Below are 20,332 nucleotides of genomic sequence, written 5' to 3'. Positions count from 1 at the left end.
CATCTTGCCACTTGAACACTGACCAAGTAAATTGAGCATCGTTCAATTGAGCGCTGTTCAAACTGGGGGTTTCGTCATGCGAGTGCTGATCATCGGGGCGGGCGTCGGCGGTCTGTGCCTCGCCCAGGGGCTGGTGCGGGCGGGCATCGACGTGCGGATCTACGAGCGGGAGTCCGGTGTGAACAGCCGGTACCAGGGCTTCCGCATCGGGATCGGCGGCGCCGGGCTCGACGCGCTGCGCGAGTGCCTGCCGCAGCGCCTGCACGCCGTGCTCGACGCGAGCACCGGAGAGATCTCCGGCGAGCGGCGGATCGTCGACGAACAGCTCAACCTGGTCACCCAGCTCGAACCCGGGTACGGCGGCATGGCGACCGATCGGCACGTGCTGCGGCACCTACTGCTCGCCGGCCTCACCGACCGGATCTCGTTCGGCAAGGCGTTCACGGCGTACGAGGAACTCGCCGACGGCACCGTCCGCGCGACCTTCGCCGACGGCAGCACCGCAACGGGCGACCTGCTGGTCGGCGCGGACGGCGTCGGCTCCCCGGTGCGCCGCCAGCTGCTGCCCGACGCCGAGATCGTGGACGTGCCGGGCAGCGGCGTGCTCGGCCGCACCGAGCTGACCGAGCGTTTCGCCGCGCTGGTGCCCGGGTTCGGCACGATCGTCAAGGGCCCTGGGGTGACGATGCTGCTGGGAAAGATGGCGTTCCGCCGCCCGCCGCACCTGGCCGCCGCCGACCTCGCGCCCGAGGTCGTGCTGCCCAGGACCACCAGCTACCTGCGGTGGTCCATGAGCCTGCCGGCCGGTGCGACGCCGGCCGACTGGACCGTGGCACACGAGCAGGTGTGCGACCTCGTCGAAGGCTGGCACCCCGACCTCGTCGAACTGGTGCGGCAGGCCGACGCGACGAACAGCTCGCCGCTGACGATCCGCTACGCCAAGCCGGTGGCACACTGGGGAACCCGCACGGTGACCCTGCTCGGCGACGCCGTCCACGTGATGCCGCCGTCCAGCGGCAAGGGCGCGAACACCGCGTTCCGGGACGCGGCCCTGCTGTGCCGCAGGCTGATCGAGGTCGACCGTGGCGCCGAGCGGCTCCTGCCGGCGGTGCAGGCGTACGAGTTGGCGATGCTCGACCACGGCTTCGCGGCGGTGGCCGACAGTGTGGCGAGCCTGTCGACCTTCGCCACCCGCTGAGTCGCCTGCCCGCCTCGCCTGGCGGCATCTCCTCCCGGCCACGTCCCGTCCTTGCCACCCGGTCGTGGCGGCCGCGTTGTCCTACGCTCGTGGGCATGACTCTCACCCATGACGTGGCTGGGGCCGGCCCGACCCTGGTGCTGCTGCATTCGTCGGTCTGCGACCGTCGCATGTGGGATCCGCAGTGGGTGGCGCTGCTCGACGCGGGCTATCGCGTGGTGCGGCCGGACTTCCGCGGCTTCGGGGACACACCACCTGGGACCGAGCCATACAGCGACGCGGAGGACGTGCTGGAGCTGTTCGACACTCTCGGCGTCAGTCAGGCGGTGGTGATCGGGGCGTCGTTCGGTGGCCGGATCGCCCAGGAGTTCGCCGCGCGGTGGCCGGACCGCGTCGCCGCGCTCGCGCTGCTGTGCGCCGGCACTCCCGGCCACACGCCGTCGCCGGACCTGTTGGCGTACGCGAAGCGCCAGGAGGTGTTGCTGTCGGCGGGCGACGTCGTCGGAGCGGTCGAGTTCAACGTGGAGACGTGGCTCGGTCCCACCGCCGACGACCGGGCCCGTGACCAGCTGCGCAGGATGCTCGGCCACACGCTCGACGTGCGGCTCACGGCCGGCAACGGGGCCGAGCGGCACACCACCGAGGTCGACGTCGCCTCGATCGCGGTGCCGGCGCTGGTGGTCGGCGCGGCGCACGACGTGGTCGACTTCCGGGACATCGCGCTGGACCTTGCAGAGCGCCTGCCCGGTGCCCGGTATGTGGAGTTGCCCTGGTCGGGTCACCTGCCAGCCCTCGAACGCCCGGCCGAGATCACCGCACTGCTGCTGGACTTTCTCGCCGAGGTCTTGGACCAACAGCCCTAGACCGTCGCCGCCCACTCGTTGACGGCCAACGGCGTCAAGGGGTGCTGACGCGCGAAGAACCGTGCGCCAGCACCCCTTGCCTCTCTCCAGTTATCCGACGCGGTACTCGTAGGGCAGGCCGGCCAGCTCGTTGCCGGACGGCTGCGTGTCAGCCGGGTCCGCGAAGTTCAGCGCGGTCAGCTGCGGGGTGTTGCCGACGACCAACGAGTCGACGTACAGCGTGCCTCGCACCACGGAACCCTTGGGGCCGGTCGGCGTGAACGTCACCGGGATGGTGACGGTCTGGCCCGGCTGAACCGTCAGCAGCGCCAACGAGGTCGACGGGGTGACCGACGTGCGCCACAGGTCGCCGACCGGTGAGGTGGCGGCCTGGTCGAACGCCTCCGTCCACGCCGTCATGGACAGGTCGACCGAGCCGGCAGGCGCGCCGCCGGGCCCGAACGGCCCGATCTCCGCCGGGTCCGCCGCCCACAGGCCGGCGGCCACCGGGTGACCGAGCACCCCGCCGATCGCCGTGGTGCCGTGGATCGCCGCCGGCAGGTCGGGATCGCCGGACTCCGGGCCGAAGTCGAACGTCACCGGCAGCGTCGCCTTCGCCACGACGGCGACTCCGCTGGTCTGCGACGGCACCAGCCAGGAAGGCGAGGCCGCGCCGCCGGGCATCGGCAGCGCGAGCGAGGCCGGCTCGACAGCGGCCAGCTGCACCGGCACCGCGCCGGCCAACCTTGGGTCAACGAACACGTTCTGCGGCGCGGTCCCGGTGTTGTGCACCGTAACCGTTGCCGTTACGGGCTTTCCGGCCGCCAGCGTGCCGCCGGAGGGCAGCCCGGTGACGTGCACGTCGACCTTGTTGAAGCCGATCGTGCCGCGGAACGGCTGGGACAGCGCGTCTCCGACGATCGCGCCGGCGAAGTTGACGATCAGCGTCCACCGGCCGGGCCGGGGGTTGCGCGCGTAGAGATCGGTCTGCGCCACGGGTTGCAGCGTGCCGGCCCTGGTGGTCGGGTTGTAGGCCGTGGTCAGCCGGTTCGTGCCGCGCGCGACCTCCTGACCCTGCGGATCGATCAGGAACAGGACCACGGAGTTGCCGGGATCCTTGCTCAGGGACACGTTCGCGGCGATATCGCGCTGACCCGCCGGCACGTCGAACTGGTAGAAGTTCGTCTGCCCGATGTCGGTCTGCCGGCCGTTTCCGCCGGTGAGCGTCCCGCTGAACGAACCGCCGTGCGCGGTGTCGACCAGCGCCCGCACCGAGATCGGCACGGTGGTTCGGTTGTCGGCGCCCGCGTTCAGCACCAGCGCGCCGCTCGCGTCGCCAGGGCCGGTCGGTGTCGACGCAGAGACGTGCACGGTCCCGGTCTGGCCGGGCGCGAGGGTCAGGCTGGACGGGCTGACCGAGCCGAAACCGGTGGTGTTGTTGGTGGTCGCCTCGAACAGCACCGTGCCGTTGGTGCCGCCACTCGCGGCGACGCGGCCGAAGATGACGGCGGTCCAGGTGCCGGCGGCCGGCGAGTGCACGTCGATGTTGCCGAAGTTGCCGACGCCCTGCGGCAGGGAGTGCGCGGCGTACCGACCCTGCGGATCGATCAGGATCAGCCGCACCCGCGCGTTCAGCGACGCGGTCGGATCGCCGGGATAGGCGATCGACGCGCTGACCCGATCGGTGTTCGGCGGGACCGTGAAGGTGACCTTCTGATAGTTGTTGTTGACCCCGGCCCAGTCGGCGAAGTGCTGGCTGGTGCCGTCATCGAGGGTGACACTGCTCGACTGCTTGTTCTGCGCGGCACCGAAACCGCGCCCGTCCAACCGGACAACCTGTGCTGCGGCACCGGTGTTGGTCACCCGCACCTGCCAGTCCTGTTGGCTCCCAGGCTTTCCGACCCCGTCCAGCTGCGTCTGGTCGACCAGCAACGTCGAACCGGTCGGCGCGGCGGTCTGCACCGACAGCGCGGCCTGCACCGCCTTGTAGGCGTTGAGCCGCCCGGCGCCCTGCTCGTCGGCCGGCACACCGAGGTCGTCGGCGGTGCTGGTGAGGATCCGCTTCACCAGCGCGGGATCGGGGCTGTCCCCGTGGTGGGCGTGCCGATAGGCCTGAATGACCAGCGCCGCTACCCCGGCCGTCAGCGGGGCGGACTCACTGGTGCCACCGCTGCGCTCGACCGGGCTCGGCTGACCACGGAAGTCCGTGCAGCTGGTGAACCTCGTGACGTCCGGCGTGCACAGCGCGAAGCTGCCGTCGCCAGGCGCGACCAGGTCGATCAGGCGGCCGGCCTGGTCGAAGCCGCTGGAGCTGAGCGAGCTGATGTTGTCGTTGAGCCAGCCACCGCCGGCGAACGGCGAGTAGCCGCCATACCCGGTCTGCGCGTTCCACCGGAACGTCGTGGATCCGCCGACCGACACCACCGCGGGGTCGGTGGCAGGCGAGCCCTGGGTGCTGGTGATGCCGGCGTCCCCGCTGGACACCGTGACCGTCACACCAGAGGCGACGGCGGCGTCGTTGAACAGCCGAACCGCGTCCTGCGAACCCTTGTCGGGGAACGGGTTGAAGCCGAACGACTCGTTGAGCACGTCGACGTGCGCGGTGTTGACCGCGTAGTCGATCGACTGGAGCAGCGCGGAGGTCGTCGAAAAGTTGTTGTCGGCGAAGGCCTTCAGCCCGACCAGCTGCGCGCCGGGGGCGGTGCCGAGCACCCGGATGTCGCACGCGGTCGGCAGGCCGATCGCGCTGTAGTTCTGCACGTTGTAGACCTGACGGCCCTGCGCGGCGATCGCGCTCGCGTCGAGGAACGCCTCGCCAGCGCTGGTCGGCGCGGCCGAGCCGTCGCTGCTGAAGTCCTGGTAGTCGACGAAGACGTGGCTGCCGTCGGCCCGGATGAAGTCCGGGTTGTCGATGTCGATGCCCTCGGCGATGTAGGCGACCTTGACGCCGGTGCCGGTGTAGCCGAGGGAGTGCGCGGTCGGCGCGTTCGGGTCGTCCGACGCGGTGTGCGTCACGGGCAGCGCCTCTGGCTCCAACATCACCTTGCCCGGCGCAGGACACACCTCGGCAGCGGGCGAACCCTGCCGTGTCCCGGAAGTGGCGGCAGCGCCGGCAGGGGGCACGCTAGGCCGCGCGCCCCTGATGACCGAGTCCGGCACCACGGACAGCACGTCGGGGTTGTCGGCGAGCCGCTTGGCCTCGTCCTTGGAGACGGTGGCGGCCACCGCGTTGGCGGCGCGGAAGCTCCGAACCTTCTTGGCGTGCACGCGATCGAGCTCGCCGAGCAGCGATGACTGCTTGGCGCCGATCGCGTTGGCCCGCGCGGCCGCCTGCGCGCTGCCCTTGGCCGAGGGCGTCGGCTGGTCGCGCAACAGCACCACGACGGAGGTGTTGACGTCCTGTGAAAGCTGGTCGGCCTGGGCCGCCGACAGTGGCTGGTACCCGGCGGGGTGACCGCCGGCGTCCGCCAGTGCGGCTGTCTGTACCCCGAACACACTCGACGCTGCGGCCACGGCGGCCAACAGCGCGAGCGATCTCCTTGTTCGCATGGCATCCCCTCGTACGCCAGCGGTCGGCCGCGCCGGCCGCTACCAGACCTGATCACGCGTGCGGCGGGACGCTAACAGAACAGTTCCGGGCCGTCGGGCGAGATGATCTGTTGTGGTGGAACGTCCAGTTCGTCCTGCGCGGCCGGACGTTTCGCGGCGTCTCAACGGACCAGAAGGGAGCACTCGCTAGGCGTGCGGCAGCTTCGGCCAGATGACGGCGGCGATCGCGCGGGCCGTCCCGCAGGCGTCGTCGATCGTCTTGCCCGGCAGCGTGGCGGAGATCTCCGCGATCTCGGTCAGCCCGGCGGACGAGTCGCCGAACGGGATGTGCGCGGCCTGGATGTCGCACACCGCCCGGTTGCCCGACGTGCTCTTGGAGATGAGGGAGTGCCGGCCGGCGATGTCCTCCTCGGCGTGCTCGGTTCCGGTCGGCGTCACCTTGCCCGCGTTGAACATCAGGTACGCGTGCGGCTGGGTGGCGCCCGGCACACCCCAGCGGCACATGTGGTGCGCGGGGTAGTCGGTAGGCGCGCCGACCGACATGTTCGGCAGCCCGAGCATCACGTCGCGGGTCATGAAGGTGCACGCGTTGAGCGAGCCGAGCGAGTTCGACGGGAACGAGAAGTGCTTGACCTGGTCCGGCGCGCTGACCGTCCGCGCGACCAGGCCCGTCGCGGCGTCGGCCAGCTCGCACAGCTTCGCCGCGGTGGGGGTGCCCTCGATGGCCTGGGCCTGCACCTGCATCGCCAACTCGCCGGGGAGCACCAACTGCCGCTCACACAGCGACGTGTCCTCGGACAGGTTGAAGGTCTGTAGCGACCCGTACGCCTTTCCCGGTTTCTTGGTCGCCGGGAGCTTGCTCACGAGGCTGAGCTGGCCGTAGTACATCTCGACCTTCACGCCGCCGCCCTGGTCGACGGGGAGCACGCAGTAGTCCAGCGCCTCCACCCGCTTCGGGCCGGGCGTGCCGCCGACGGAGGCGAGGTCGCCGTCGGCGATGAGGCTGCACGGGTCGATCGTGGTTATGTCGCCGAGCAGCGAGTTGGTCGTGTCCGAGGTCGAGCCGCCGGTCGGGTCGGTCGAGCTGGGCGACGGGCTCGGCGACGGGCTCGGAGTGACTCCGTGCGCCGCCATCGGGGTCCCGGCCACCAGGGCGCTGCAACCGGCGAGCATCGCGCCGGCGGCGAGCGCCGCCAGCGCGGCGGCCACGGGCCGGGACATCCGTCGTGTCATGCGCGCACTGTAGGTGGCCCTGCCGGCCTGGGAAGCCGAATCGATCGACCCGTTATGGATGCTGGCGAAGATCGCCGTCACCGGCCGTGCGGACCTCGGTTCGGCGCGGAGCCGGGCGGACGGTCATGGCTCGATCGGGTCCGGTTCGGCACGGCGCGCCCACCGGCGCAGCATCGCCCACGCGAACAGGCCGACCGGGATGATCAGCCAGCAGGAGAAGAGCCGGTAGCCGATCACAGCGGCGGCGGCCGGGGCCTGCCCGGCTCCTGCGGCGAGCAGCGAGGTGAGCAGGCTGGCCTCGATCACGCCCATCCCGCCGGGTGTGACGGGTACTTGCCGCACCAACTGGACGACCACGTACACGGTGCCCAACTCGAAGAAGCTCAACGGCAGGTGAACGGCCTGGGCGACGGCCGCGAGGCAGCACAGGTCGGTGAGCCAGTTGGCCATCGCGAACAGCAGCGCGCCGCGCCGATAGCGCCACGGCAGCGACCCGGCCGCCCGCAGCGCCCCGCGTCCGGTGGCGATCCAACCGAGCACCGCCCGCCGCCACTTCGGCCCGTCGACCTCGGCGTCCCCGACTCCGTCGGCGACCGGGACGTCGGCGGGCCCGTCGTCGGTGCGCGCCGTCCCTGGCTTCCAGGCGGGCAGGACGCGGTGCGGTCGACGTCGGCGTACCGCGCCCCACCCCGCGAGCCCGAGCAGCGCCACCAGCGCGACACCGGCGACGACCGACATGGCGGGATGCGTGTGCCAGGTGTGCGTCGGTTCGGTCGACAGCGTGATCAGAAAGCCGAACAGGAACAGCAGGGCGAGGCCGGCGAACGACAGCAGCCCGGACAGGATCATCACCGTCCCGGCGACCTCGGGGCTCGCGCCCCAGCGCCGAAACGTCTTGTAGGCGAAGCCCGCCGAGACGGCCGACCCGGCCGGCATGGTGATGCTGATGGCCGACCGGCTGTAGGTCACCGCGAGCGCCCGCCAGATCGAGACGGACACCCCGAACCCCCGCAGCAGCCACATCTGCTGGCGAGCGAACATCCGGAGCGAAAACCCCTCCGCGAGCAGCGCCACGACCAGCCACAGCGGGTTGGCCGAGCGCACGGCCGTGATCACGTCACCGGGGTCGGGCAGCTTGTCCCGCAGCACGAGGACGGCCGCGACCAGCACCACCGCGGAGATCAACAGCCTGCGCCACTGCCGTGGCGCGGCCACTCCGCCGTTGACCTGGTTCTCGTCGCTCGTCATCGCAGGGAGGATTGTCACCCCTGCCGGGTGGCCCCGCTGACCCGGGTTCGACGGATGTGACCTGGGACAACCTTTGGTCGGGACGCCACTCGGCGCGACGGGCGTGCCATCGCGCCGAGTGGCGTCAAGCCGAACACAGATCCGCCTCGGCCGACCGCCGGTCGCGACGAACTACTTGACGACGGCCACGGGTGCGGTGACCGAGCCCGCGATGTTGTGCTGCGGCAGGGAGATCGCGTACGCCGCGATGCCGCCCTGACCCGCCGTCATGGTGGCGGCCAGGCTGACCCGGTACTTGAAGGTCAGCGAGGTGCCCTTGGGGAACGCCTGCCCGACCTTCGGCACGCCGGCGAAGTCCATGCCGAGGCCGGCGGCGAAGGGCGAGATGTCCTTCCAGCTGTTGCTGGCCTTGTCGAACAGCTGAAGTGTGCCCTCCGGCGTGGTCGTCGGGTTCGGCGCGCAGGAGCAGTGTCCCATCAGGACCTCGGGCGCCATGCTCTTGTAGTCCACCGGCGAGTTGTTGCACAGGGTCACGGAGAACTCCGTGGGAGCGGCGCCCGGCTTCAACGTGGGGTTCGCCGGCAGGCCGGTGACCTTGATCGACACCGCGTACTGGTCCGGCACGGACTCCAGCTCGGGCACCGCAGGCATCGGCGGCGCGGAGACCGTGGACACGGGGCACGCGGGGTCGCCGGCCGGGGCGGGCTTCGGCGCGGAGGACGGGGTGCTCGCCGTCGAGGCGGTGGCCGAGGTCGACACCGGGACCGACGCCGAGGCCGGCGCGGAGGCCGAGGACGACGCGGAGGCCGAGGTCGGCGCGGCCGACGTGGCATCGCCGTTTCCGCAGCCTGCCAGCGCGAAAACACCGATGGCAGCGAGCGGAATCAGGCGCGGCAGAACCCGACGCTTAATGGCGTTCATTGTTGTCCCCCAGTAGAAGGCGCACCGGCCGGTGTGGACGGTGGCTCCGCGATGTACGAAGCAGAAGACGCCCGCCCCTGGCGCTGGTTGCCCTGTTCCGGGGTGCAGGACCTGATTGAGACCATCCCGAGACATCACCCCGACCGCGTGCGCGTCGCGACCCGGCGTATGCGCCTCGGGCCCTCGGTGCGCTGTGACGCAGCGCACCGAGGGCCCGAGGTGTCGTGTTCGCGTCGTTACTTGATGCCGCCCGCCGCGATCTTCGCCGCGTCCGGGGTGCCGATGCCGGTCACCAGGTCGAAACCGCTCTTCGCGCTGTACGCGCCGTTGCTACCGCTGGTGATGTCGTGGAAGTTGGTCTTCGCCAGCGAGTACAGCTTCGCGTTCGCCGCGCCGAGGCCCGGCTTGCCCTTCGAGGCGGCGTCCTGGTTGTAGACCGCGCCGACGCCGGCCCAGATGGGCGCCGCGCCGCTCGTGCCGTACACCGACGTCCACTGGCCCTGGGTGTAGACCGAGATCCCGGTCGGGCCGCCCTGCGCGGACACGTCCGGCACCTGCCGCTTGCCGCTGGTGCCGATCTTCACGCCGTTCTGGAAGCTCGGCAGCGCGAACACCGAGGAGTAGCCGCCGCCGGAACCGTTCCAGCCGGTCTCCTTGCTCCACGCGTTGCCGGAGGTGACGGTCAGGTTGGTGCCGCCGACGCCGGTCACGTTCGGGTCGCTCGCCGGGTAGTCGACGGACGTGCTGCCGTCGCCGTTGTCGTCGGAGCCGCTGTCGCCGGAGGCGGCGAAGAAGCTCTGCCCCTGCGCGGCGCCCTGCTTGTAGATGTTGGACACCGCCTGGATGTTCGAGGTGGTGCGCCCCTTCTCGGACAGGCCCCAGCTGATCGAGGTCACCGGGATCTTGCTGGCCACGATCGCGTTGACGATGTCGACCTCGCCCTGGTCGGAGTTGGGCGCCTCGAACACGGTGATGTTCGCCTTGGGCGCGATCGCCAGCACCGCCTCGATGTCCAGTTCGACTTCGACCTGGCCGCCGCCGAGCGGCCCGGAGCCGCCGGAGACCTGCTTCGTCACCGGGGTCGGCGAGCCGAGGCCGTAGTGGCTGACGTAGGTGGAGATGTTGGACTGCTGGTACCCGTCGAACTCCAGCAGCGCCACCTTCTGGCCCTTGCCGTCGAAGCCCGCGCTGGCCAGCGGGCCGACGTCGTAGCCGCCCTTGAGCTGCGCGGGGGTGTAGCCGCCGCCGGGGCCGTTGTGCGGGTCGACCTGCGCGTGGTGCACCCGCGCGGTCCGGTTGCTCAGCCCGGCGATGTCGAGCACCGAGGACGCGATCTCGCTGGGCAGCGTCGGCGCGCTCGTGTTGGCGTAGAAGGACTTGTTCGTCCGTCCGTCCCGATAGTTCGCCAGCGTCGTGCCGAACGCCTTGGCCACCGCGGCGGCCGGTCCGGTCGCGTCCACGACGAGCCGGTTCGCGCTCACCGAGTCGACCGAAAGGCCCTGGCCGCGCAGGTAGTCGCTGACGCGCTGCACCTGGTCGGTGGTCGGCGCGTACCGCTCGGTGAACTGCTCCGGCGTCAGGAACTGGCCGTACTGCGCCGAATTCGGGTCGTTGACCTCGGCGACGAACCGATCGAGGCCGGCGCTGTCGCGCAGGTTCAGGCTGACCGCGACCGACACGCGCTGGTCGCCGGCGACGGCCCCGGTGCTGGTGGCGGAGTTCAGGTCGGCGACCACGTCACTGGCCAGGGCGACACGGTCCGGGCTGGCCAGGGCGATCGGCGCGGCCACGGCGGCGACGACGACCGGCGCGACCAGCGCGCCGACAATCCGCAGGGTTTTCTTCACTGGTGCAACTCCTGTCGCAGGGGGAGCAGGACGCACCCAACGTTAGGGACCGATGACACTCCGTGCTAGGGCAGAAAGTCGCGGACTCACCATGTGGACGTTCCGGTATGGAGGCACGGGAAACCTGCTGGTACGCGGCCCGGTCCTGCGGAGTGTGCCCGTCAGGCGGCGGGCGGTGGCTGCTGCGTGGTGATGCCGCCCGCGATGCTCGTGGCCTGGATGATGTTGCCGAGCACCGGGCCACCGATGTAGTTGAGGGTCGTGCTCGTCGCGGCGGCCTGTGCCATGAACTCCGTCACCGAGATGCCCTTGCGCTCCAGGAACCTGCCGATCGCGCGGTTGAGCCGCCCCTCGAGGATGCCGAGGTAGCGGTCGACGTCGGCGCGCTGGAAGTAGCTGTGCACCGCCTCGTCGGCGCCGAGCTCACGCAGGTTGCGCCTGCCGCCGTACTTCGCCGGCACCAGCGCGCCAGCGTGCTGCGGCATCGGCCGGAGCCGGACCACCGTGTGCCAGAACCGGCCGGGAATCGTCACGGGCAGCCTGACCAGCCGCATGATGCCCTGGCCGACGGCCCGCCACGGGTTCGCCACCAGCGTGTCCAGCTCCTGGTACTCGCGGCGCACCGGCAGCAGCACGCACGGCGTCCACTCGACGTAGAGGGTTCGGTCGTCCGCGCCGACGTGCAGGTACGCCGAGATGACCAGGTCGCGGTCCCAGGTCTCGACGCGGAAACCGCGGTAGTAGCGCATCCACTCCGTCGGCTGCTCCATCAGCGCCCGCAGTTCGGCCTCGGGCAGCTGCTGGTTGGGCCTGGCCTGGAGCTGCGGCAGCACCGTCCTGGTGCCCGGTTCGCTGATGTGGTCGAGCAGTTCGTCCGCGGACACCACCACCTGGTGGAACGAGGACAGCCCTCGGAACCGGTGGCTGGGCACCAGCGACGCCGATCCGTGCAGCAGAAGCAGATCCTGCTCGATCGCGTCGTACAGTTCGGCCATCGCGAACGGCGGGCCGCCCGGGTGCTGCGGCCGGGGCCGTTCGGTGGCCGCGTCCTCCCCGGGGTCGAGCGGCAGCGTGAGCAGCCACGGTTTGTGGCTGACACCGGCGCCGAGGAACGGCTCGTAGTCGCGGTACACCACCAGGTTCTCCCGCGCGGCCACCTGCTGGCCCTGCTGCGAGGCGCGCGTCCGGCACTCGGCGAGCGGCCCGGCGAACAGCTCGTGCCCGAGCGAGCGGATCAGGCGTTCGCCGCTCCACGAGTCGTGCGTCGGTGTCGGGGTGAACCTGCTGCGGCGCAGGCTCTTCGTCAGCAGCGAGGACACCACGAACCGGTCGGAGATCAGCAGCGTCAGCATCAGCGCCGCCATCACGTAGCTGATGATCGTGGCCGCCTGGCCGTTCCAGCCCTCCAGCAACGACGTGGCGCTCGAGCCGGCGTTGCCGAGCACGACGGACACCGCCACGACGAGCACGGCCAACGCGATCAGCCCGTTGAGCAGTCCGGCCAGCCCGCCGCCCTTCGGCCCGACCAGCCGCAGTCCCCGGATCAACGCACGTCCGGTCAGTCTCGGCAACGCGACCACGACGGCCAGCAGGACCCAGCCGAGCAGCACGAGCGGGGCCGCCACCGCGAACACCACGATCAGCAGGGTCAGCGCGCCGTCCCGGATCTTGCGCCGGGTGCGCGCCGCGACGGCCTCGTGCAGGACCGCGCTGGAGTCGACGCCGGGCGAGGGCGCGACCGCGCGGGTCGGCTCGACGAGGTGTTCCCGGATGGCCTCGTCGGCGAACAGCCGGTCGGTGTGCGCGGCCCCGCACAGGTAGCGCGTCGTGTCATTGCGCAGTTCGGGCGGCTGCTGGCCGCCTTGTCCGAGCCCGTAGGGGGATTGCGCAGTCATTGTCCTCGCCCGTCTTGTGGTGGTCGGTTCCCGCGCTCGTCACGGCGCCGTGTTGGCGGCCATCGCCTGGTAGACCGGTTCCATCGTCGGCCACTGGTCCGCGGGCGCGGAGGCGTACACGTAGTACTCGTATCCCTGCGTCTCCCAGTACAGGATCTTCACGTGTCGGCGCTGGGTGATCGTCTTGGTCGAATAGTCGTATTCGAACTCCCACACCACGGCCGCGTTATTCCGCAGAAGTGTGGAGTTCAATTGGACCCTGCTGTAGCCGCCGTTTCCGGTCCGGAAGTCCGCTTCGCCGGCCGTCCGCCTGGTCAGCAGGTCGTGTGCGTCAAGGGGTGCCGCGCCGAGCCGGACGAACCGGCCCGTCAGCCCCGGCTGGCCGGGGTCGTCGAGCTGCATGCCGACGCTGTTGGCCAGGGGATGCGACGGCCAGCCGGTCGGCGCGACGCTCGCCACCCCCTGCGGCCCGGTGACCGGCGTGTATCCGGCCGGAACGGCGGGGGTCGTGGTGGTTGGCGCGGTGCTGGTCGTGGTGTCGGTCGTGCTGTTTTCCGCCGTCGACGGCTGGGTCGGCGCCTGCGTGACGGGGGAGGCCTCGGCGGCGAGCGGGATCCCGGCCACGGTCGCGCCGGCGGGCGGCACCAGCATCGCGACCGCGAACGCGCCGCCGACGACGAGATATCCTGCGGCGCACAGCAATCCGAGTGATCGCGAACTCAACTGGGTCGTCTCGGCTGCGTCATCCGAATGGAGTACCACGGGTGCAGGCCCCCTCGGAAAATCACGTCAACTCGATGTTTCTCCGATCACTTTGAGGGAAACTGTAGCGCACGGAGCAATGGTGGAGAACGTTTGCACGGCGTGATTGTGATAGGCGGTCGAATAGGCGATGAGCGTCAATACTCCGAACGTGTGGCAGGGCGGCAGGGATTGGCGGAACATTTCACTCAAATGGGGGGCGGACCCGGAGTGGTCGGCGGCGGGCGATTCCGATGAGGCCGAGGCGCTGGCCGAGGCGCGGATCGACGACGCCCAGCGCGCCTACGAGCTGGCCGTGGCCCGAGAACCGGACGCCCGCAGCCACACCGGCCTCGGCGACGTGTTCCTCGCCAGGGGCGAGTGGGCGATGGCGGCCGAACAGTTCGTCATCGCCTGTCGCCTCGACCCGACGGCCCTGGTGCCGAGGCTCGGTCTCGCGCACGCCAACATCATGCTCGGCACCGCGCACACGTCCGTGTCCGATCTCGACGCCATCGAGGTGGCCAAGCCCGGCGACCCCGTCGTGCGCTACTACCTGGCGCTCGCGCTGTGGGCCAGGACCGTCGAGGTGCGCAGCCAGACCAGGACCGGCGAGCTGGTCCTCGTCGAGCCGGAGCAGCTGACCGCCTGCGAGGGACTGACCAGGCGGCTGCTCGCCCTCGGCGTGCCGGACGAGGAGCTGACGACGCTGGCCGGCACGTTGCTCACCGCGGTGCAGCGCGGCAGGCGGTGGGTGTGGATCCGGGACGGCGCGGCGGCCCTGCACGCGGTGGTCGCTGTCCTCGTCGGCGGCGTCGGGCTGGCGCTCGCCGGCCTCGCCGGCAGCCTGCTGCTGGTCGTGCTCGCCGCCGTGGTCGGCGCGATCCTGGTGTTCACCTTCGTGCTGCGCTTCCGCAGGCTCGCCTGGCAGGTGCACGCCGACGAGGCGGCCGCCCTCGTCTGGCGGCGCGGCCACTGACAGCGAGGCCGGCTAGGAGCTGGGCCAGACTAGGAACTGGCCGCGTAGAGGATGTCGCGCAACCCGGGGAGCGTCTCCCGGTCCGCGCGCCAGACCAGCCGCAGGCTCAGGGCCGGGGTGGGCAGCCCGAGCCGGACCAGCGAACCGGAGTCGAGGTCGGTCGCGACGGCGAACTCGGGGAGCAGGCAGATGCCGAGGCCCTGCTGCGCCCAGGCCCGCATCACCGCGACCCCACCTGCCCTGACCCGTTCGATGTCCGCGTCGAAGGTCTGCTCGACCGCCATCCAGAACGAGCAGGCCGGGCTGTTGTTGACCAGCAGGCGTTCGCCCCTCAGGTCGGCGGGGCGGAGATCGGGCCGGCCGCTCAACGAATGGCCGGGGGCGGCGACGAGGGCGAGCGGCACGGGCGCGAGGTCGAGGAAGGCCAGCGGCTCCGTCGGCGGCTCGAAGCCGAGCGCGCCGAGGGTGTCGCCGTTGTCCAGCAGCAGGGCGACGTCCAGCCGTCCGGCCGCCACGTCGTCGAGCAGCGTGTCGCGGCTGATCTCGGCGTGCACCTGGACACCGATCTCCGGACGCCGCTCGGACAGGCGCGCGAGCACCACGGGGACGTGGGTCGCGGCGATGGACTCCAACGCGCCGAGTCGCAGCGCCGCGCCCTGCTCGGTCACCTCGCGGCGGGCCTGCTCCGCCTGGCTCAACAGCCGATGCGCCCAGGTCAGCATCCGCTCGCCGGCGCCGGTGAGCCGCATGCCCTTCGGGCCGCGGTCGAACAGCGTCACCTCGAGCGACCTCTCCAGGGTCCTGATCTGCTCCGACACCGAGGAGGGCGCGAGACCGAGCGCGACGGCGGCGTCCGTGACCGTCCCGTGCCGCACCACGGCCTCGAAGGTCCGCAGCTGTCGTAGCTCCACTCCGCCCCCTACCGTCTCGACTCCCGTTCCCGACCAACCCCGGCAGGCGTTCGGAAATTCCGAACGGACGTGCGGCTGCGCCGGTGGAGACGGGTGCCGGCGCATCGGAGAGTGGATCACGCATCCACCACCTCCTGGGGAGACACTCGACATGACTTCTGCCGTCACCCGTGCGTCCGGCCGCCGAGCCGGCACGGCTTCCGGCCGCCCCGCCAGCACGGACGAACCGCGCGGGCGGACCCGCGCGCTGCTGGGGATCTCGCTCGGCTACTTCATGGTGCTGCTGGACATGACCGTGCTGTCGGTCGCCGAACCGGACCTGGCCGCCTCGCTCGGCAGCGCGGTCGCCGGGCTCCAGTGGGCGATCACCGGCTACACGGTCGCGTTCGGCGCGCTGCTGCTCTCGGCGGGCGCGCTGGCCGACCGGTTCGGCGCGCACCGGATGTTCCGGATCGGCGTCGCGGCCTTCGGACTCGGTTCGGCGCTGAGCGCGTTCGCGCCGAATCTTGGCACCCTGGTGGCCCTGCGGGCGCTGCTCGGTGTGGCGGCGGCGATGTGCGTGCCGGCCTCGATGGCGATGATCACCCGCCTCTACCCCGAGGCCGCGCTGCGGGCGCGCGCGGTGGCCACCTGGGCGGCCATCAGCGGTGCCGCCGTGGCCGCCGGCCCGGTCGTCGGCGGCGTCCTGGTCGACCTGGCCGGCTGGCGGGCGATCTTCCTGGTCAACCTGCCGATCGCGCTGCTCGTGCTCGGGCTGACCGCCGGTCCCGCGGTGCGCTGCCCCCTAGGCGACCGGCGGATCGACCCGGCCGCGCAGCTGATGGTGTGCGCCGCGCTCGCGTTGGCCACCGACGCGCTCATCGCGGTCGGCTCGGGCGCCTGGACTCACACGGCGTGGTCGGCCGCCGCGGCGGTGCTCGCCGGGATCGTGTTCGCGATGCTGGAGCGGCGCAGCGCGACCCCGGTCCTGAACCGCGCGCTGCTGCGGACCCGCGACGTGCGGGCCGCGCTACTGGCCGGCGCGGCGGTGAACTTCACTCTCACCGGCGGGCTGTTCGTGCTGCCGCTGCTGCTGGCCCAGGACCGCCACCTCAGCCCGGTCGCCAGCGGCCTCGCCTTCCTGCCGCTCACCATCCCGTTCGCGCTCAACCCGCCGATCACCGGCCGCATCGTCGCGCGCGTCGGCGCGCGCCCGCCGATCCTGGTCGGCCTTGCCCTGCTCGTCGTGGGCGGCGCGATCCTCAGCTGCGCGACCCTGACCGGAGCGGGCTACGGCTGGCTCGCGCTCGGTCTCGTGCTCACCGGATTCGGCGTGTCCTTTGCCATGCCGGCGTTGGTCAGCGCCATCGTCAACGCCGCGCCGGCCGGAACCGCGGGCGCGGCGGGCGGGCTGCTCAACGCCGTGCGCCAGCTCGGCGCCACCCTCGGCGTCGCGGTCATGGGCGCCTTCGTCACGGTCCGGGCGTCCGAGGCGAACCCGCACGGCGCCGGGGTCGCGCTGGCGCTTCCCGCCATCGTGTGCGCCGTGGCCGCGATCGCGTTCGTCGGCACGTCCCGGCGGCGAGACCAGAGCGCCTGACGGCGTCAGGCGCTGCCGAGCGGCCACCGCACGGCGGTCAGGTCCGCCACCACCCGGTCGGCCGAGGACAGCGCGTCGGCGGGCTGGGTGGTGGTGAGCGCGACGCAGTGCAGCCCCGCGGACTTGGCCGCGGCGACCCCGGCCGGCGCGTCCTCGAACGCGACCACCCGGCCCGGCGGCACGCCGAGCGCCCGGCAGCCGGCGAGGTAGCCCTCCGGGTCCGGCTTGCCGCGCACCACGTCCTCGGCGGTGACCACCACCGCGAACAGCGGCAGCAGGCCGATCACGGCCAGCTCGCCGTGCGCGTAGTCCCTGGTGCCCGAGGTGACCACGCCGACCGGCACCCGCTGCTCGTGCAGCCGCCGCACCAGCTCGACCGCGCCGGCCACCGGCGCGGCCGGCAGGGTGGCGTAGGACATCGCCTCGGTGAGCAGATCGTCGACGGAGTGCTCGTCGCCGAACTGATCATGGTGCGCGGCAAGCACCTCGCGGCCCGGCCTGCCGGCGAACGAGGCCAGCAGGCGTTCGTCGTGCGGCACCCCGTGCGTGCGGAACAGCCTGCCCCACGCTGCCTGGCTGCGCGGCTCCGTGTCGACCAGGGTGCCGTCCAGATCGAACAGCGCGGCCTCGTGCATGGGTGTCCCTTCGTTGTGTCGGGAGCCGTCAGGTGTTGTCAGGCGCCGTTAGGGGCCCTTGGCCCGATCCTGCCCGGCCCTTCGACGACATGCCGGCGGTTTCCGGACACGATGATCCGCCCGCCAGGGGCCCTTGTGGGTGCCCGGACTGCCCTCGGCCGTCGGTGTGTCTACCTTGTTGCCCAGCGTGGCCATCGCGGTTCCGGGTCGAGCCGTGCGCCGATGCGCCGCCAGCAGCACAGAAAAGGGAGGTAGATGAACGGCAACGCCGTCAGCCTCGGCACCGACTACATCAGGGATCTGGTGAGCGTGCTGAGTTCTCAGGGTTTCACGATCTACTTCTATGGGCGGAAACCGAACGTGCACACCATCGCCGCGACCCGGCGCGAGGCGGACGTGGTCGAGGTGGTGATCCTGCGCGGGCCGTACCGCGCGGTGGCCTACCGGGTGCCAGCCGCCGATCCCGGGGTGGACGTGCTGGCGCCGGAGTGGTTGCTCTGGCATCGACGGGGGTCGGCCAGTTCCACGATCAGAGCGGTCGGCTTCCTGCCGGCGTCGAGCCATCCCGACTCGCCGGCGCACCCGTACCGCGTGACCGAGTGTCCCGAGCCCGAGGAGTTCGGTGTGCCGCTTGGTGAACGACAGGACTGCGACATCCGCTTCCCGCCGATGCGCCCGGCCGCACGCTGACGCGGTGTCCGGGGATGCCCCCGCAGGCGTCCCCGGACACCGCACCGCTACCTGGCGAAGACCGCGCACGTGGTGGTGCCGTGCGCGTACAGCCGACCGTCGGCCACGCCGACCACGCGCGCCTCTGCCGTGGCGACGGTCCTGCCGACGTGCACGGCGGTGCCCTCGCAGCGCAGCGGGCCGGTGCTGGCCGTGACTCCCCGAACGAGGTGCACACCCAGTTGGACGGTGGTGTAGCCACGTTCCGGCGGCAGCATCGTCATCACCGCGCAGCCAAGCGCGGAGTCGAGCAGGGTGGCGAGAAATCCGCCGTGCACCGACCCCATCGGGTTGTACAGGTGGTCTCCAGGGTCGCCCTCGAACACGGCCCTGCCCTCGTCGACCTCGACGAGGTGGAAGCCGAGCGCGCTGGAGATCGGCGCCTGCGGGAACCGTCCGTCCACGATGCGGCGCAGGAACTCGACACCGGACAGGCCGGCGGCCTCCTCCCGCGTCGGCGGCGGGGACCACGTGTGCGTGCGCGACCGGTTCGCCGTGTGCTGGTCCAGATCCACCTGCGCCTCCCCGTTCTCCTCGCGGCCGTGGGCCGTCGACCGATGATCGCAGTCCTGCGGTCCCGTCACCGAGCCGGGTGGCGGCCGGGGGCTGCCCGGCCGAACCCACCGGCGGGCGAGTGCACCTTTACGGCGGTGTGCCGAGGGAAACCGGCTCACCACGATGTGTTCGGTCGCCCGCCGGTCGGCATCCGGAGGATGGGCGAGTGGTCCGGTTCGAGCACGAGGAGACGCGCGAATCATGGATGTCGAGGACACGTTGGCCGAGCTGCCGTTGATCATCCTGGTCGGCAGCGGATTCCACCTCTACCGCGAGTACCTGTTGAGCGCGGTGGCGCGGTCCGCGCGGGTGTGGCTGTTCACCGCGACAGAACCGACCTGGGAGCTGGACTACGTCGCGGGGCACACCGTCGTCGACACGCTCGACGTGCGCGCGATGCTCGCCGTGGCGCGCGACCTCGCGGCGCGGCAGGTGGTCGGCGGGGTGCTGTGCTGGGACGAGCTGCGGACCGTGCAGACCGCCGAGGTGGCCAGGGGTCTCGGGTTGCCGGGCGGCCACCCCGAGGCGACAAACCGTTGCCGTGACAAGCATCTGACCCGGCGGGCGCTGGCCGAGGCCGGCGTGCCGCAGGCCGAGTCCGTGCTGGTCGCCGACCTGGCCGAGGCCACAGCGGCCGCGGCGAGCCTTGGCTACCCGGTGGTGCTCAAGCCGAGGGCGCTCGGCGCGAGCATCGGCGTGGTCAAGGTGTCCACGCGGGACGAGCTCGCCGCCGCGTACCCGATGTCCCGCGACGCGACCGAGCCGGGCGCGCCGAGGTTCGAGATCGGCGTGCTGGTCGAGGAGTTCCTGGTCGGCGAGGAGATCTCGGTCGACTCCTCGGTCGTCGACGGCGTGCTTACCCCGCTGTTCGTGGCCCGCAAGATCCTCGGCTTTCCGCCGCACTGCGAGGAGGTCGGGCACGTCGTGCACGCGGCCGATCCGCTGCTCGCCGACCCCGACATCGTCGACCTGCTCGAACGCGCGCACCGGGCCGTCGGATTCCGCAACGGCCTCACCCACACGGAGGTCATGCTGACCGCCGACGGTCCGAGGATCATCGAGATCAACGGGCGGCTCGGCGGCGACCTGATCCCCTATGTCGCGTCGGTGGCCTCGGGCATCGACCCCGGACGCGTGGCGGTGCAGGTGACCGTCGGCGCCCAGCCGGACCTGCCGGCCCCACGACAGCGGGTCGCCCGCGTGACCTTCCTGTACCCCAGCGCCGACACGGTGGTCGCCGGCGTCGACGTCGACCGCACCGGCCTGCCGCCCGAGGTGGACACGGTCGCCGTGCTCGCCATGCCGGGACAGCGCCTCGAACTGCCGCCGGTCGGGCACGTGACCAGCAGGTACGCCTACGTGGTCACCTCGGGGCCGTCCGAGCAGGTGTGCACGGCGGCGGCCGAGGTCGCGGCGGTCGCGATCACCCTCAGGACGGTGGAGGAGCCGGCATCGACCGGATGACCCAGG

17 protein-coding genes are annotated in these 20,332 nt (G+C 71.5%); 7 read left to right on the top strand and 10 right to left on the bottom strand.

Features of this window, described 5'->3' with window-relative positions:
• The first annotated feature begins 76 nt into the window (after window positions 1-76).
• Window positions 77-1,198: an FAD-dependent oxidoreductase gene (locus F0L68_RS00585; RefSeq protein ID WP_188316313.1), complete on the top strand. Its 1,122-nt coding sequence runs from the start codon at window positions 77-79 to the stop codon at window positions 1,196-1,198.
• Window positions 1,199-1,293: 95 nt separating this feature from the next.
• Window positions 1,294-2,061, top strand: coding sequence for an alpha/beta fold hydrolase (locus tag F0L68_RS00580; RefSeq protein WP_149847372.1), 768 nt, complete (start codon window positions 1,294-1,296; stop codon window positions 2,059-2,061).
• A 90-nt stretch (window positions 2,062-2,151) separates the two neighbouring features.
• Here the strand turns inward: F0L68_RS00580 and F0L68_RS00575 are convergent, their stop codons facing one another.
• The 4 genes from F0L68_RS00575 to F0L68_RS00560 form a co-directional block, all read right to left on the bottom strand.
• The gene (locus tag F0L68_RS00575; RefSeq protein WP_149847371.1) at window positions 2,152-5,589 is read right to left on the bottom strand and encodes a S8 family peptidase; all 3,438 of its coding nucleotides are present in this window, start codon (window positions 5,587-5,589) and stop codon (window positions 2,152-2,154) included.
• Window positions 5,590-5,775: 186 nt separating this feature from the next.
• On the bottom strand, window positions 5,776-6,822 hold the full coding sequence (locus F0L68_RS00570; RefSeq protein ID WP_149847370.1) for a DUF3558 family protein: 1,047 nt from the start codon (window positions 6,820-6,822) through the stop codon (window positions 5,776-5,778).
• A 123-nt stretch (window positions 6,823-6,945) separates the two neighbouring features.
• Window positions 6,946-8,070 carry a lysylphosphatidylglycerol synthase transmembrane domain-containing protein gene (locus F0L68_RS00565; RefSeq protein WP_149847369.1) on the bottom strand — a complete coding sequence of 375 codons (1,125 nt, stop codon included), beginning with the start codon at window positions 8,068-8,070 and terminating at the stop codon, window positions 6,946-6,948.
• 171 nt (window positions 8,071-8,241) lie between these two features.
• Window positions 8,242-8,604 carry a hypothetical protein gene (locus F0L68_RS00560; RefSeq protein ID WP_149847368.1) on the bottom strand — a complete coding sequence of 121 codons (363 nt, stop codon included), beginning with the start codon at window positions 8,602-8,604 and terminating at the stop codon, window positions 8,242-8,244.
• Window positions 8,605-8,614: 10 nt separating this feature from the next.
• Here F0L68_RS00560 and F0L68_RS00555 point away from each other — a divergent pair, with 10 nt between their 5' ends.
• Window positions 8,615-9,007, top strand: a complete 393-nt coding sequence (locus tag F0L68_RS00555) for a hypothetical protein (RefSeq protein ID WP_149847367.1) — start codon at window positions 8,615-8,617, stop codon at window positions 9,005-9,007.
• Between the two features lie 220 nt (window positions 9,008-9,227).
• Here the strand turns inward: F0L68_RS00555 and F0L68_RS00550 are convergent, their stop codons facing one another.
• From F0L68_RS00550 to F0L68_RS00540, 3 genes are all read right to left on the bottom strand, one after another.
• Window positions 9,228-10,838, bottom strand: coding sequence for a S53 family peptidase (locus F0L68_RS00550; protein WP_149847366.1), 1,611 nt, complete (start codon window positions 10,836-10,838; stop codon window positions 9,228-9,230).
• A 161-nt stretch (window positions 10,839-10,999) separates the two neighbouring features.
• Window positions 11,000-12,733, bottom strand: coding sequence for an AbeC-like domain-containing protein (locus tag F0L68_RS00545; RefSeq protein WP_149847365.1), 1,734 nt, complete (start codon window positions 12,731-12,733; stop codon window positions 11,000-11,002).
• 39 nt (window positions 12,734-12,772) lie between these two features.
• Window positions 12,773-13,456, bottom strand: a complete 684-nt coding sequence (locus F0L68_RS00540; protein WP_149847364.1) for a serine/threonine kinase C-terminal domain-containing protein — start codon at window positions 13,454-13,456, stop codon at window positions 12,773-12,775.
• A 169-nt stretch (window positions 13,457-13,625) separates the two neighbouring features.
• On the opposite strand from F0L68_RS00540, the gene F0L68_RS00535 reads away from it, so the two are divergent.
• Window positions 13,626-14,453 carry a hypothetical protein gene (locus tag F0L68_RS00535; RefSeq protein WP_149847363.1) on the top strand — a complete coding sequence of 276 codons (828 nt, stop codon included), beginning with the start codon at window positions 13,626-13,628 and terminating at the stop codon, window positions 14,451-14,453.
• Window positions 14,454-14,482: 29 nt separating this feature from the next.
• Here the strand turns inward: F0L68_RS00535 and F0L68_RS00530 are convergent, their stop codons facing one another.
• Window positions 14,483-15,364 (bottom strand): LysR family transcriptional regulator, encoded by an 882-nt coding sequence (locus tag F0L68_RS00530; RefSeq protein ID WP_149847362.1) that lies wholly within the window; start codon window positions 15,362-15,364, stop codon window positions 14,483-14,485.
• 151 nt (window positions 15,365-15,515) lie between these two features.
• On the opposite strand from F0L68_RS00530, the gene F0L68_RS00525 reads away from it, so the two are divergent.
• On the top strand, window positions 15,516-16,943 hold the full coding sequence (locus F0L68_RS00525; protein ID WP_149847361.1) for an MFS transporter: 1,428 nt from the start codon (window positions 15,516-15,518) through the stop codon (window positions 16,941-16,943).
• Between the two features lie 5 nt (window positions 16,944-16,948).
• On the opposite strand, the gene F0L68_RS00520 is transcribed toward F0L68_RS00525, so the two are convergent.
• Window positions 16,949-17,578, bottom strand: a complete 630-nt coding sequence (locus F0L68_RS00520; protein ID WP_149847360.1) for an HAD family hydrolase — start codon at window positions 17,576-17,578, stop codon at window positions 16,949-16,951.
• 255 nt (window positions 17,579-17,833) lie between these two features.
• Between F0L68_RS00520 and F0L68_RS00515 the strand changes: the two genes are divergently transcribed.
• A complete protein-coding gene (locus F0L68_RS00515; RefSeq protein WP_149847359.1) occupies window positions 17,834-18,268 on the top strand; it encodes a hypothetical protein in 435 nt (144 codons plus the stop codon).
• A 47-nt stretch (window positions 18,269-18,315) separates the two neighbouring features.
• On the opposite strand, the gene F0L68_RS00510 is transcribed toward F0L68_RS00515, so the two are convergent.
• Window positions 18,316-18,822: a PaaI family thioesterase gene (locus F0L68_RS00510; RefSeq protein WP_223198377.1), complete on the bottom strand. Its 507-nt coding sequence runs from the start codon at window positions 18,820-18,822 to the stop codon at window positions 18,316-18,318.
• Between the two features lie 241 nt (window positions 18,823-19,063).
• On the opposite strand from F0L68_RS00510, the gene F0L68_RS00505 reads away from it, so the two are divergent.
• Window positions 19,064-20,326: an ATP-grasp domain-containing protein gene (locus F0L68_RS00505; RefSeq protein WP_149847357.1), complete on the top strand. Its 1,263-nt coding sequence runs from the start codon at window positions 19,064-19,066 to the stop codon at window positions 20,324-20,326.
• Window positions 20,327-20,332 lie beyond the last annotated feature (6 nt).

The sequence above is a fragment of the Solihabitans fulvus genome (genome assembly GCF_008386585.1).
Classification (GTDB): domain Bacteria; phylum Actinomycetota; class Actinomycetes; order Mycobacteriales; family Pseudonocardiaceae; genus Solihabitans; species Solihabitans fulvus.
Note: the sequence above shows the minus strand (reverse complement) of the source record. Positions and strands in the feature narration are given on the sequence as shown.

Coding starts and splice junctions, on each gene's coding strand:
- F0L68_RS00585 (WP_188316313.1), top strand. CDS start 77: ATGCGAGTGCTGATCATCGGGGCGGGCGTCGGCGGTCTGTGCCTCGCC.
- F0L68_RS00580 (WP_149847372.1), top strand. CDS start 1,294: ATGACTCTCACCCATGACGTGGCTGGGGCCGGCCCGACCCTGGTGCTG.
- F0L68_RS00575 (WP_149847371.1), bottom strand. CDS start 5,589: ATGCGAACAAGGAGATCGCTCGCGCTGTTGGCCGCCGTGGCCGCAGCG.
- F0L68_RS00570 (WP_149847370.1), bottom strand. CDS start 6,822: ATGACACGACGGATGTCCCGGCCCGTGGCCGCCGCGCTGGCGGCGCTC.
- F0L68_RS00565 (WP_149847369.1), bottom strand. CDS start 8,070: ATGACGAGCGACGAGAACCAGGTCAACGGCGGAGTGGCCGCGCCACGG.
- F0L68_RS00545 (WP_149847365.1), bottom strand. CDS start 12,733: ATGACTGCGCAATCCCCCTACGGGCTCGGACAAGGCGGCCAGCAGCCG.
- F0L68_RS00535 (WP_149847363.1), top strand. CDS start 13,626: ATGAGCGTCAATACTCCGAACGTGTGGCAGGGCGGCAGGGATTGGCGG.
- F0L68_RS00525 (WP_149847361.1), top strand. CDS start 15,516: ATGACTTCTGCCGTCACCCGTGCGTCCGGCCGCCGAGCCGGCACGGCT.
- F0L68_RS00520 (WP_149847360.1), bottom strand. CDS start 17,578: ATGCACGAGGCCGCGCTGTTCGATCTGGACGGCACCCTGGTCGACACG.
- F0L68_RS00515 (WP_149847359.1), top strand. CDS start 17,834: ATGAACGGCAACGCCGTCAGCCTCGGCACCGACTACATCAGGGATCTG.
- F0L68_RS00505 (WP_149847357.1), top strand. CDS start 19,064: ATGGATGTCGAGGACACGTTGGCCGAGCTGCCGTTGATCATCCTGGTC.